The sequence below is a fragment of the Nocardioides sp. genome, assembly GCF_025964975.1.
Lineage (GTDB): Bacteria > Actinomycetota > Actinomycetes > Propionibacteriales > Nocardioidaceae > Nocardioides.
This window is the reverse complement of the sequence record NZ_JAOPXV010000199.1, coordinates 1-12,274: the sequence shown is the minus strand read 5'-3', so window position 1 is coordinate 12,274 and position 12,274 is coordinate 1. Positions and strand designations below refer to the sequence as shown.

The window sequence follows — 12,274 nt, the reverse complement described above, 5'->3', positions numbered from 1 at the left end:
CGCATCGCCCGCACCTGCGGGTCGTCGGCGTTCAGCACGGCGTACCCGTTGCGGGGCACCGCCTCGACCACCACGGCCTTGACGTCGGCGAGCTGCTCGAGGGTGTCGATGCCCCGCAGGCCCAGGTGGTCGGGCTGGACGTTGAGCACCACCGCGACGTCGTTGCGCTCATAGCCCAGGCCCTCGCGCAGGATGCCTCCCCGAGCGACCTCGAAGACCGCCATGTCGACACGCGGGTTCTGGAGCACCATCCGGGCCGATCGTGGACCGGAGGCGTCGGCGCGGATCACCAGGCGTTCGTCGATGACGACACCGTCGGTCGAGGTCATGCCGACCTTGCGACCGAGGCCCTTGAAGATGTGCGCGATCATCCGGCTCGTGGTCGTCTTCCCGTTCGTCCCGGTGACCGCGATGATCGGGATGCGCGAGATCGCACCGGCCGGGAACAGCATGTCGACCACGGGCTTGGCGATGAACTGCGGCTCCCCGATGGTCGGGTGCGTGTGCATCCGGAAGCCCGGAGCGGCATTGACCTCGCAGATCGCCCCGCCGGTCTCGCGGACCGGCTCGGTGATGTCGGGACAGATGAAGTCGATGCCCGCGATGTCGAGGCCGACCATCCGGGCTGCCTCCTCCGCGATCTCGACGTTCTCCGGGTGCGCCTCGAAGGTGCGGTCGATCGAGATCCCACCGGTCGACATGTTGCCCGTGAGGGCGAGCCGGACCGTCTCACCCTCGGCCGGGACGGAGGTCAGGGAGTGGCCCTGGCCCTCGAGCACGTCGAGGGCGGCCGCGTCCACCTTGATCCGGGTCAGCACCTTCTCGTGCCCGACACCACGACGGGGGTCGGCGTTGGTGAGGTCGACCAGCTGCTCCACGGTGGAGGTGCCGTCTCCGGTGACGCTGGCCGGGACCCGCTCGGCGATGGCGACCATGCGCCCGTCGATGATGAGGCAGCGGTAGTCCTTGCCGGTCACGAACGACTCGACGATCACGACGCCGCGGCGCGACTGCTCGGCGGCGATGGGGAAGGCGTTGCGTACGTCCGCCTCGTCCTGCAGGTTCAGGCACACGCCGCGTCCGTGGTTGCCGTCCAGCGGCTTCACGACCACGGGGTAGCCGATCCGCGCCGCGACCTGGACGGCACCGTCCGCCGTACGCACCGAACCCTGCTTGGGCACGGGCAGCCCGGCAGCGCCCAGCAGGGTGGTCGTCAGGTCCTTGTCGGAGGCGATGTCCACGGCGATCGAGCTGGTGTCGCTGGTCATCGTGGCGCGGATGCGCTTGGCGTGGACACCCTGACCGAGCTGGACGAGGGAGTGCTGGTTGAGGCGGATCCATGGAATGTCACGGGAGACGGCTTCGTCGACGATCGCCTGGGTGGACGGGCCGAAGGCGGTGCGCTCGGCACGGCGGATGAAGGCGTCGCGCTCGGACTCCCACTCGAAGTCGGGATCTCCCTCGACGAGATGGTTGACCAGGCGGACCGCCAGCTTGCCGGCCTCGATGCCGACCTGCTCGTCGATGTAGCCGTAGACGATGTTGTAGTGGCCCTTGCGGCCCTTGACCATGCGCGTCTTGCCGCGGCGGATGTCGTGGCCCACCACCTGCTGGAGCGCGAGCGCGACGTGCTCGGCGACGTGGCCCAGCCAGGTGCCTTCGTTGAGGCGCTCCACGAACCCGCCACGCCGGCCGCGGGAGCAGGAGTGCTCGCGCACGCCGGGCAGCATCGCCACGAGCTCCTCGCTGAAGCCGGGCAGGGTGTTGGTGGGGAACTCCTCGAGCGAGCCGAGGTCGACGACCAGGTGGACCGACTTGTCGTAGGACCAGACGTTGGCACCGCGGTAGATGCGCGTCTCGAGGATCGTCAGGTCGGGGGTGGGCCGCTCACTCATGCACGTACTCGCTTCGCTCCGTGCGCGCATGAGGCACTCGCGCAGTGTCTGTTGGTTCGCTCGCTCATCACTTGTCTCCGTCAGTTGCTGGTGGGGTGGGCGAGACGCTCAGCCGTTTTCGATGGCGGGTCATCCGCCGGCGCAGGTTGGTGGGGGACACGTCGCCTGCCGCGATGTCGCGGGCCATCCGACGCAGGTCGCGCCCGGCCTCGGCGATCTCGGCCGCCTCGCTCTCGTCGACGGTGTGCGTGGGTGGGACGAGCGTGCGGGTGGTCATGTCGTACGCCGAACCGGCCGGCAGCACGTGCAGGACGACGCCGCTCGCGAGCAGCGGGGCGGACTGCCGGGCTTCGTGCGCATTGGTCACCATGCGGTCGGGGTCGAAGATCGTGACCGACCCGCGGCCCGTCACCCGGAGGACCTCGTGCCCGTCGACCTCCTCGATCACCGCCGCGGTGTCCTCGTCCACGCCGATCCCGAGCAGCTGGGGGCTCTGGGACACGATCATCAGCAGCCGCCCGTAGCGGTTGCGCTGGTCGAAGTGCTGGTCGATCACCGTCGAGGTGACAAGACCGAGCCCGGCAGCGACCTGGGTCATCCGCTGCTTGGGAGTGGCTCCACCCGCCCCGAAGGCGACCATGTGCGAGGACTGGATGCTCGCACCGGCCGAGGTGCCCGCCACGACGGCGCCCCGTTCGTGCGCATCGACGATCGCGTCCCCGAACGGTGTGCCGCAGATGGCGCCGGAGAGCTTGAGCTGGTTGCCGCCCGTCATGTTGATGCCGGTGGCGTCCTCGAGAGCCTGCACGAGGTCGGGATCGTGGGCGTCCTCTCGCGTCTCCGGACGGGCCGTACGGACCTCGGCTGCGCCGAGCTTGGTGAAGAGCGCCTCGTAGACCTCGTTGATCTCCGGTCCGAGTGAGGAGGCGGTCGGGATCACCACGATCCTGGCGTCGGCGCCTCCGCTCGCTGCCACGAAGTCCTTGAGGATGGCGCGCTTGCGCAGCTTGTCCTCAGCACCTCCGATGATCATCAGGGGACCGGGCGTCGGGGGTGAAGGCATGACAGGCAGGCTATCGGCATGGAGAATCACCGCGTGACCAGTTCGGACCCCGCCCCCGCGCGACGCCGTCTGGTCCTGGTGCGCCATGCCAAAGCGGAGGCGTGGGGCGAGGACGACCACGCGCGGCTGCTCACCGAGAAGGGCAGGGCCGACGCCTCGGAGGCCGGACGGTGGCTGGCCGAGTCCGGGTTCGTCCCCGACCGTGCGCTGGTGTCGAGCGCCACCCGCGCCCGGGAGACGTGGTCCCTGATGTCGGAGGCGGCCGGCTGGGAGCTGGCGCCAGTGATCGAGCCCGCGTTGTTCGCCGCGAGCCCCGACACTGTCCTCGACCTGCTCCGGGAGGCACCGGCGGATGCACGGTCCGTGATGGTGGTCGGTCACAACCCGACGATCGCCTACCTCGCCCAGCTGCTCGACGACGGCGGTGGCGACGCGGCTGCGAGCGCCGCCATGGTGGGTGGCTATCCGCCATGCGCGATGACCGTGTTCGACGTCGTCGATGCGTGGACAGACCTGGAGTTCGCGTCCGCATCGTTGCGTGCCTTCCGAGCCGGACGTTCCTGATCGTCGACCAGCTCGGCCGGCGGCTGCGGGCCGCGGGCTGCGTGTTCGCCGAGGAGGAGGCCGAGCTCCTGATCGGCACGGACCTCACCGGTGCGTCACTCGAGGCGCTGGTTCGCCGCCGCATCGGGGGAGAGCCACTCGAGACGTTGTTGGGCTGGGTGGCCTTTGCAGGACGGCGACTCCTCGTCCGGCCCGGCGTGTTCGTCCCCAGGCGTCGCACCGAGCTGCTGGCTCGAACGGCCGGCGAGCACGCTCGACCTGACGCCGTGCTCCTGGAACTGTGCTGCGGGGTGGGTCCGGTCGGTGCCACCGTGCGGGCCGCTGAGATCCACCTCGGTGACGTCGATCCGGCCGCGCTGGAATGCGCGCGCGTCAACGTGCCGAGCGGTCAGGTCCACCTGTCCGACCTGTACGCCGACCTGCCCGCGACCCTCAGGGGACGGGTGAACGTCCTGGCCGCCAACGCGCCCTACGTGCCGAGCGACCAGGTGGCGCTGATGCCCTCCGAGGCGCGCGATCACGAGCCGGGCCTCGCCCTCGACGGGGGACCGGACGGGGTGGACCTCCATCGCCGGATCGCGGCCCAGGCGATGGACTGGCTCTCGACGAATGGGGTGCTGGTCATCGAGACGTCGGTGTCGCAGGCGTCGTTGACGGCAGGGGCGATGCACGAGGCGGGGTTCTCGTCCGACGTCCTCACGGACCCAGAGATCGGAGCGTGCGTGGTCGTCGGCCGCCGGCCTTCGACCTGAGTCTTCCCGAGACTCAGGTCCGAGCGGCGACTCAGATGGGGGGAGCGGGGGTGACGATGCCGGCATCCGCGTCGGCCGCCTCGATCTCCTCGCGGGTGATGCCGAGGAGGTACATGATCGTGTCGAGGTAGGGCACGTTGACCGCTGCGTCGGCGGCGTCGCGCACCATGGGCTTGGCGTTATAGGCGATGCCCAATCCGGCGGCGTTGAGCATGTCGAGGTCGTTGGCACCGTCGCCGATCGCGATGGTGGCGCCTTCCGGTACGCCGATGTCGGCCGCGAACTCGCGCAGCGCCCGCGCCTTGCCCGCCCGGTCGACCACGCTGCCGAGCACCTGGCCCGTCAGGAGACCGTCGAGGATCTCGAGCTCGTTGGCCCGCGAGTAGTGGATGCCCAGGTCGGCAGCGAGCCGGTCGGTGATCTGGCTGAAGCCGCCCGACACGAGGGCGAACCGGTAGCCCAGCCGCCGCAGGACGCGAACCAGGGTGCGGGCGCCGGGAGCCAGGGTGATGGCTTCGTAGACCTCGTCGATCGCGCTGGCCGGCACGCCCTTGAGAAGCGCCACGCGTGCCCGCAGCGACTGCTCGAAGTCGAGCTCGCCGGCCATGGCCTGGTCGGTGACCCGCGCGACCTCGTCCTCACAGCCGGCGTGGGCTGCGAGCATCTCGATCACCTCGCCCTGGATCAGGGTGGAGTCGACGTCCATGACGATCAGTCGCATGGACCGGCGCAGCAGGTTGGCCGGCTGGACGGCGATGTCGATGCCCTGGTGGGAGGCCTCGGCGGCCAGCAACGGACGCAGCACGTCCGTCTCGACGCCCGAGATGGCCAGGTCGATGGCGGTGACCGGATAGCGGGCCATGCGCTCGATCCGGTCGATGTTCGCCCCCGAGTCGGCGATCCGCCCGGTGATGGCCGCCATGGCGGAGGCCTTCAGGGGGGAGCCCAGGACGGTCACGTGCGAACGTCCCATGCGCCGCGGCTGGTTGTCGCCCTGGCCGCGCAGCACCTCGGCGCTCATGCCGAGGCCGGTGGCCGTCTCCTCGATCGCCGCGCGCAGCTTCTTCCAGTCACGAGGTGCCGTGACCAGCAGGCCCAGCACCAGGCGACGGCGAAGCACGATCTGCTCGAGGTCGAGCACTTCTACACCGGCAGCGGCGATCGTCGCGAACACCGCTGACGTGACACCGGGGCGATCCTTGCCCGTGATGGTGATCAGGAGGGTCTTGGGAGTCTCTTCCACGTCGCTCATCTCGGGAGAAGCCTATGCGCCGCAGGAGAGGGTGGCCGCACTCGTCCAGCAGTCAGTGCGTGGTCAGGGGTCCGGCCACACCTCCGACGAGCACGCCGCGACCAGCGCCCGCCTGGACGCGCGCTCCAACGGGCGCAGAGCCGCGCGGCGTGCCTCGATCTCATGGGCAGACAGCGCGCCGCCGTCGTCCCCGAGGGCGAGCTCGGCGATGGCCCACCCCTGCAGGCCACGGGCGGCCAGGTCCGTGCAGCGCGGTGGTGTCCCGGACGGTGCAGCGAGGACGGGTCGGTGGCGCAGGTTCATCAGCTCGTCCGCTGCCTCGGGCCGCCAGTGAGCGACGTCGAGGTCGGAGAGCAGGTCCGCCGCGCCGATCAGGGTCGCCCGCAGCGTGCGGTCGGCCTCGCCCACGTCCGGCACTTGGCGGGGCGCGGCCGGTCGGACGCGCCAGTGAGCCACCTCGCCGACCACCTCCGGCACCACTGCCCACGCGCCGAACACCACCGCCTCACCCACGGCGAGCGCCGCGTCGTTCAGCTCCCGCGGACCACCGAGCCCTAAGGGGTCGCCCTCGACGGGAAGCGCCAGCCCGGCACCGGCCGCCCCGGAGCGCCTCGCTTCGAGGAGGAGGTCCGTCATCGCCGTACCCCCGGGCAACCCGTCGACGACGTGGCCCAGGTCGCCGTCGGTGACAGCGTCGAGCACGTGGTCGGTGACTTCGTGACCACGCAGCCAGGCCGTCAGCCACCAGGCAAGGCGGGCTGACAGGGGCAGGTCGAGGGACACGGCTCGCAACGATACGCGCGAGTCGGGGTGGCAGGTCGCCGCTAGGGTGAGGCGCATGAGCGCCGTGATCGAGTTCGCCGACCTCACGGTGCGGCGTGGTCGGGCAACGCTCCTCCACGAGATCAACTGGTCCGTCGAGGAGGACGAGCGCTGGGTCGTCCTCGGCCCCAACGGAGCCGGCAAGACGACGCTCCTCCAGGTCGCCGCGGCGCAGATCCACCCCACGGAAGGGGTCGCCGGCATCCTGGGCGAGGTCCTGGGCACCGTCGACGTGTTCGACCTGCGTCCGCGGATCGGCCTCACCAGCGCTGCGCTGGCAGACCTCATCCCGCGCGGCGAGCGGGTCCACGACGTCGTCGTCTCCGCCTCCTACGCCATGTTGGGACGCTGGCGTGAGACGTACGACGACCTCGACCACGAGCGGGCCGTCTCGCTCCTGACCGAGGTGGGCGCGCGTCACCTCGCTGAGCGGACCTTCGGGACGCTGAGCGAGGGCGAGCGCAAACGGGTCCAGATCGCCCGGGCGCTGATGACCGACCCCGAGATGCTGCTGCTCGACGAGCCCGCCGCCGGCCTCGACCTGGGGGGGCGGGAGGACCTGGTCTCCACCCTGTCCGTGCTGGCGCTCGACGAGGACTCACCCGCAACCGTGCTCGTCTCCCACCACGTGGAGGAGATCCCGCCGGGGTTCACCCATGCCCTCCTGCTGAAGGCCGGTCGTGTGGTCGCATCCGGCCCGCTGGAGCGCGTGATCACCCCTGAGACGCTGTCCAGGACCTTCGGCATGCCGCTTCGCGTGGCCTACGAGGACGGTAGGTTCGCAGCCCGCCGGCAGGCGCGGCACAGCGCGTCCTGACGCCGTGTTTGCCACGCGACGGCAGGGGATAGGCTCCGGCCATGGAGTGGATCCTGAGGCACGCGTGGGAAGCCTGGCTGGGCCTGGCCATCGTGCTCGGTGTGGCCGAGATGTTCAGTCTCGACCTGATCCTGGTGATGCTGGCAGCAGGCGCCGTCGTCGGCATGGTCGCAGCCGTCCTCGGTCTGCCCATCGCGATCCAGGTCGTCGCCTTCGCCGGGGTCTCGGTCGCCGCGCTGGCCCTGGTGCGACCCACCGTCGTGAAGCGGTTCCACGGGGGACCCGAGCTCGCCGTCGGGCACGGCAAGCTGGTCGGGCGCCAGGGCACCGTGACCGCTGACATCTCCCCGCTGGCTCCGGGCCGGATCAAGCTCGCCGGCGAGTTCTGGACCGCCGAGCCCTATGACGAGACCCTCAGCATCGCCGCAGGCGAGACGGTCGAGGTGCTCGAGATCCGCGGCGCCACCGCCATCGTCCACCCCGTTGCGCAGCTCGAGTCCTGACCAGACCGTCCAGCACCGTCCACCCACGCTCGTCGTCACCCTAGGGAGCCCTCATGATTGGCCTGATCCTGCTCGGCCTGCTGGTCCTGTTCGTGATCGTGACGCTCGCCAAGAGCGTGCGCATCGTCCCGCAGGCGCGTGCCGGCATCGTGGAACGCTTCGGCAAGTACAAGGGCACCCTGCCCGCGGGACTCAACCTCCTGATGCCCTTCGTCGACCGGCTGCGCTACCTCATTGACCTGCGCGAACAGGTCGTCTCCTTCCCGCCGCAGCCCGTGATCACCGAGGACAACCTCGTGGTCTCGATCGACACGGTCATCTACTTCCAGGTCACCGACCCGGTCGCGGCCACCTATGAGATCGCCAACTACATCCAGGCCATCGAGCAGCTCACCATGACCACCCTGCGCAACATCGTCGGCGGTATGGACCTCGAGGAGACGCTGACCAGCCGCGACTCCATCAACTCCGGGCTGCGTGGTGTCCTCGACGAGGCCACCGGCAAGTGGGGCATCCGCGTCAACCGTGTCGAGCTCAAGGGCATCGACCCGCCGCCCTCCATCAAGGACTCGATGGAGAAGCAGATGCGCGCCGACCGTGAGAAGCGTGCCGTCATCCTCACGGCCGAGGGCCAGCGCCAGGCGGCGATCCTCACGGCCGAGGGGTCCAAGCAGTCCCAGATCCTCAACGCCGAGGGTGACCGCGAGTCGCAGATCCTGCGCGCCCAGGCCGACCGGGAGGCCTCGATCCTGCGCGCCCAGGGTGAGGGCCAGGCCATCCAGACCGTCTTCCAGGCGATCCACGACGGGCAGCCCGACCAGTCGCTGCTGGCCTACCAGTACCTCCAGATGATGCCGAAGATCGCCGAGGGCAGCGCCAACAAGGTGTGGGTCATCCCCTCCGAGATCACCAAGGCGTTGGAGGGCCTCGGCTCCTCCATCCACGAGATCGCCGGGATCCCGCAGGACGCCACGCCACGCACCCGCGTCGACATGGGTCCGACGGAGCCGCAGCTTCCGCAGTCCTCGGACGAGGGATCGACCAAGAAGGTCGTCCAGGAGGCCATCGCGGCAGCCGAGTCCGCCAGCCGCACGCCTGCGGCCGCCGCACCGGTGTCGGCACCCGCAGCGACCCCCGTCGAGCCTGCGCCCGTCGAGGCCCCCGCCCAGGAGCCCCCGACGGCGTGAGCCTCCTCGAGGCCTCGCTGATCGCCCTCGCGGGCGTGGCGGCGGGCACCATCAACACGGTGGTGGGATCGGGGACGCTGATCACGTTCCCGACGCTGCTGGCCTTCGGGATCCCCCCGGTGACGGCGAACGTCTCCAACTCGATCGGGCTCGTGCCCGGATCGGTCACCGGAGCGATCGGCTACCGACGCGAGCTCCGCGGGCAGCGGGCCCGCATCCTCCACCTGGCGAGCGCCTCGGGGGCCGGTGGCCTCCTGGGCGGGCTCCTCCTGCTGTGGCAGCCGGGCGCCTTCGAGGCCGTGGTGCCTGCCCTGATCCTGCTCGGACTGGTCCTCGTCGTCGCGGGGCCACGCATCTCGGCGTGGGTCGCGCGGCGCCACGAGGCGACGGGAGGTCTGCCTGCGCGAGGCGCCTGGTGGGTCTGGCCGCTGATGTTCGCGTGCGGGATCTACGGCGGCTACTTCGGTGCGGCGCAGGGCGTGCTCATGATGGCGGTGCTCGGCATCGGCGTCGACGAGGCCCTCCAACGACTCAACGGCCTCAAGAACGTCCTGGCGGCGTTGGTCAACGGAGTCTCCGGCGTGCTGTTCGCCGTGTTCGCCGACGTCGACTGGTTGGTCGTCGCCCTGATCGGGGTCGGTGCCGTCGTCGGCGGGATCCTCGGCGCCTCGATCGGACGACGGCTCCCGGCACCGCTCCTGCGCGCCTTCATCGTGGTCGTCGGACTGACGGCGCTGATCACCCTGCTCACCTGACCGACCGCGCCACGGGCCCTGCGGTCAGTCGTCCTCGACGTACGCCGCAAGCCACCGGTCGATCTCGGCATACACCTGTGCCCGCACGTCGGGCAGCGAGAGCACGACATCGTGCCGGGCCCCCTCGATCCCGATGCTGGTGACGTGCGGACCCAGCGACGAAGCCCAACGGCGGATCTGCCGCACGTCGAGCACCACGTCGCTGGTGTGGACGTCCTCGCCCATCTCGGAGGGGTAGGCAGTGCGACTCGACGACAGGACGAGGGTGGGAGCCGCGATGTCCAGCCCGCGGTGGATCTTGGAGTGACCCTGACGAACGGCACGCAACCATCCTGCATAGACCGGCCACGACTGCATCGGCTTCCACTCGAGGTTGAAGTCGAACTCTCCGTCGTGGTCCCGGTGCAACGAGCGCGTGTAGTAGCCGCTGACGGTGCGGGGGATGACGCGCCGGGGCTGGCGGACCCCGATCTGGTCCAGCGCAGCGCGTCCGGGCAGCGAGCGCAGCCACGCCGCGCCCTGCATGTCGAGCCACGGCGAGTTGAGGAGCACCCCGGCGAGCTCGGGCGGCTGCCGCTCGTGGAGCCACAGCGGCAGGGTCAGCCCACCGGTGGAGTGGGCCGTGGCGAGGACCGACGTGTGGTCGGCGGTGATCACCGCCCACGCCGCGTCGAGGTCCTCGTAGTACTCCGTGAGGTCCTCGACGTAGTTGGGGGTCTGGTGCTCGCGGAGCGAGCGGCCGTACTTGCGCAGGTCGACGGCGTAGAAGTCGTAGCCGCGGGCTGCCCACCACTCGGCGTACTCGGTGTGGAAGAAGTAGTCGGCGAAGCCGTGGACGTGCAGGACGGCGCGCCCGGTCGGCACGGTGGCCGCCAGGTGGACAAGGGTGGCGACCACCTCGCCCTCGCTGTCGGTGCCGAGGTCGAGGGTCTGCTGGGTGTACGGCGCGCCGAGGACGTCGGTGTCGAAGGCGTCGGTCATGCCCGGAGGCTAACGGAGTCGACCATCGGGTGGGTGGCGCCCTGCGGGACCGCCGGTCGACGATCCGGGCCAGTTCTCCCATTGCCCCTCGGGGCGGCCGTCCGGCCCCCTAGGCTCTGCGCGTGGCGCGGACTTTGACCAAGGTGGGAGGACGCGTCTCCGCCTATGTGGACGCCCGCGTCGCGAGCTGGCGGACCGGCTCTCGCGGCAGCCAGGCCTACGCGTTCGGCGTCCTGAGCATCGGGGTCGTGGTCTCGTTCTTCGTCGCGTGGACCATCCCCGTCACGCCCTTCTCGATCTGGTTCGTCTGGCTGATCCTCGGCGTGCTGGTGCTGAGATATCCGCCGCTGGTGCTGCTGAGTGCTCTCATCCTCGTCGCCGCGGCGCGTTCGACGGCGCACGAGGGCGCCCCCCTGCAGGCCCAGCTCGCGGCCATGATGACGCTCGTCCTCTCCGGGGCACTGGTCCTCTACCAGTCCAGGAGCCAGCGCTCCGGTCTCCCGTTTGCGCTCAGCGAGCAGGTGCTGGCCAACCTCCGCGACCGGCTGCAGTCACAGGCAGCGATCCCGGACCTGCCCGTGGGATGGAAGTCCCACTCAAGCATGCTGTCCGCCCACGGTGCGCGCTACGCCGGTGACTTCTTGGTGGCGGACATGAGCGACGGGCGCCATCTCGAGATGGTGCTGGTCGACGTGTCGGGCAAGGGCCTGGCGGTCGGGCCCCAGGCCCTGCAGTTCGCCGGCGCGCTGGGGGGACTGGTCGGGGGGATGGCGCCGCAGGAGCTGATGAGGGCGGCCAACGCCTTCCTGCTTCGGCAGGACTCCGAGGAGGCCTTCGCCACCGCGGTGCACCTCCTCGTGGACGTGGAGACGGGTCACTACGTGGTGACGAGTGCGGGTCACCCGCCGGCCCTGCGGTGGGATCGCGAGCAGGGCGCGTGGATCCTCGACGGTTCCGCCGGCATGGCGCTGGGCGTCACCCCCGATGCGGACTTCGAGTCGAGCACCGGCCAGCTGGCCCCGGGGGAGGCGCTGCTGTTCTACACCGACGGTGTGGTCGAGGCCCGTGGCCGAGACCTGGAGGACGGGATCAACTGGCTGCTCGAGACGGCTCGCCAGGCGGTGCAGCTCGGTTTCGAGGGTGCTGCGGGACGCATCCTGCGCCACGTGCCGCGCGGTCAGGACGACCGAGCGGTGATCATCATCGAGCGTGTGGGTCCGACGATCGAGGACCCGTCCGCAGCCTCTCGGCGTCGCTGGGCGCCGGGGTCCTGGGCGCTTCCGCGTCCCAGGCGGCTCCGCCTCGGTCAGCCCCTCGAGTAGAGGTCACGGATGACCTCTTCGATGTCGGGCTCCTGGATGGACAAATCGGCGACGTCGTAGGACGCCGCGACCGCGCCCACGATGGGGGCGGCGCTCGCGTCCGAGGGGAACGACAGCCACTGACGCGGTCCCTCGACCTTCCTGACCACTGCTCCGGGGACTTCGATGGGGTCCGACACGTCGACCAGGTCGACCACCAGGGTCCGTGACGACCCGCCCAGCTCGTGCAGGCCGCCGAGGGACCCGTCGAAGACGGCCGTCCCGTGGTCGATGACGATGACCCGGTCGCACAGGGCTTCGATGTCCTGGAGGTCGTGGGTGGTGAGCATGAGCGTGGTGCCGCGCTCGACGTTGAGCGCCC

At 70.3% G+C, this 12,274-nt stretch carries 12 protein-coding genes and 1 pseudogene; 7 read left to right on the top strand and 6 right to left on the bottom strand.

Going from position 1 to position 12,274, the window contains the following annotated elements:
• The coding region (cphA, locus tag JWN68_RS15420; protein WP_297740475.1) for a cyanophycin synthetase at positions 1 to 1,895 on the bottom strand (1,895 nt) is incomplete at its 3' end.
• Positions 1,896 to 1,962: 67 nt separating this feature from the next.
• Positions 1,963 to 2,958: a cyanophycinase gene (locus tag JWN68_RS15415; protein WP_297740473.1), complete on the bottom strand. Its 996-nt coding sequence runs from the start codon at positions 2,956 to 2,958 to the stop codon at positions 1,963 to 1,965.
• A 33-nt stretch (positions 2,959 to 2,991) separates the two neighbouring features.
• On the opposite strand from JWN68_RS15415, the gene JWN68_RS15410 reads away from it, so the two are divergent.
• The gene (locus JWN68_RS15410) at positions 2,992 to 3,522 is read left to right on the top strand and encodes a histidine phosphatase family protein (RefSeq protein ID WP_297740471.1); all 531 of its coding nucleotides are present in this window, start codon (positions 2,992 to 2,994) and stop codon (positions 3,520 to 3,522) included.
• Complete coding sequence (locus JWN68_RS15405) at positions 3,462 to 4,274, top strand: putative protein N(5)-glutamine methyltransferase (protein WP_297740469.1); 813 nt, start codon at positions 3,462 to 3,464, stop codon at positions 4,272 to 4,274. The genes JWN68_RS15410 and JWN68_RS15405 overlap by 61 nt, the downstream gene beginning before the upstream one ends.
• Positions 4,275 to 4,305: 31 nt before the next feature.
• On the opposite strand, the gene serB is transcribed toward JWN68_RS15405, so the two are convergent.
• Both serB and JWN68_RS15395 read right to left on the bottom strand, forming a co-directional pair.
• A complete protein-coding gene (gene serB, locus JWN68_RS15400) occupies positions 4,306 to 5,526 on the bottom strand; it encodes a phosphoserine phosphatase SerB (RefSeq protein WP_297740467.1) in 1,221 nt (406 codons plus the stop codon).
• 63 nt (positions 5,527 to 5,589) lie between these two features.
• On the bottom strand, positions 5,590 to 6,309 hold the full coding sequence (locus tag JWN68_RS15395) for a hypothetical protein (RefSeq protein ID WP_297740465.1): 720 nt from the start codon (positions 6,307 to 6,309) through the stop codon (positions 5,590 to 5,592).
• Positions 6,310 to 6,364: 55 nt separating this feature from the next.
• On the opposite strand from JWN68_RS15395, the gene JWN68_RS15390 reads away from it, so the two are divergent.
• The 4 genes from JWN68_RS15390 to JWN68_RS15375 are packed head-to-tail and all read left to right on the top strand — an operon-like array spanning position 6,365 to position 9,610.
• On the top strand, positions 6,365 to 7,165 hold the full coding sequence (locus JWN68_RS15390) for an ABC transporter ATP-binding protein (protein WP_297740463.1): 801 nt from the start codon (positions 6,365 to 6,367) through the stop codon (positions 7,163 to 7,165).
• 41 nt (positions 7,166 to 7,206) lie between these two features.
• Positions 7,207 to 7,668, top strand: a complete 462-nt coding sequence (locus JWN68_RS15385; protein ID WP_297740461.1) for an NfeD family protein — start codon at positions 7,207 to 7,209, stop codon at positions 7,666 to 7,668.
• Between the two features lie 53 nt (positions 7,669 to 7,721).
• Complete coding sequence (locus tag JWN68_RS15380; RefSeq protein WP_297740459.1) at positions 7,722 to 8,855, top strand: SPFH domain-containing protein; 1,134 nt, start codon at positions 7,722 to 7,724, stop codon at positions 8,853 to 8,855.
• Positions 8,852 to 9,610, top strand: a complete 759-nt coding sequence (locus tag JWN68_RS15375) for a sulfite exporter TauE/SafE family protein (RefSeq protein WP_297740457.1) — start codon at positions 8,852 to 8,854, stop codon at positions 9,608 to 9,610. The genes JWN68_RS15380 and JWN68_RS15375 overlap by 4 nt, the downstream gene beginning before the upstream one ends.
• A 24-nt stretch (positions 9,611 to 9,634) precedes the next feature.
• Here the strand turns inward: JWN68_RS15375 and JWN68_RS15370 are convergent, their stop codons facing one another.
• Positions 9,635 to 10,591 carry an alpha/beta hydrolase gene (locus JWN68_RS15370; RefSeq protein WP_297740454.1) on the bottom strand — a complete coding sequence of 319 codons (957 nt, stop codon included), beginning with the start codon at positions 10,589 to 10,591 and terminating at the stop codon, positions 9,635 to 9,637.
• Between the two features lie 122 nt (positions 10,592 to 10,713).
• Between JWN68_RS15370 and JWN68_RS15365 the strand changes: the two genes are divergently transcribed.
• Positions 10,714 to 11,913 carry a PP2C family protein-serine/threonine phosphatase gene (locus JWN68_RS15365; protein ID WP_297740453.1) on the top strand — a complete coding sequence of 400 codons (1,200 nt, stop codon included), beginning with the start codon at positions 10,714 to 10,716 and terminating at the stop codon, positions 11,911 to 11,913.
• On the opposite strand, the pseudogene JWN68_RS15360 reads toward JWN68_RS15365, so the two are convergent.
• A pseudogene (locus JWN68_RS15360) lies at positions 11,898 to 12,274 on the bottom strand (methionine ABC transporter ATP-binding protein); the annotation flags it as partial. The gene JWN68_RS15365 and the pseudogene JWN68_RS15360 sit on opposite strands and share 16 nt — an antisense overlap.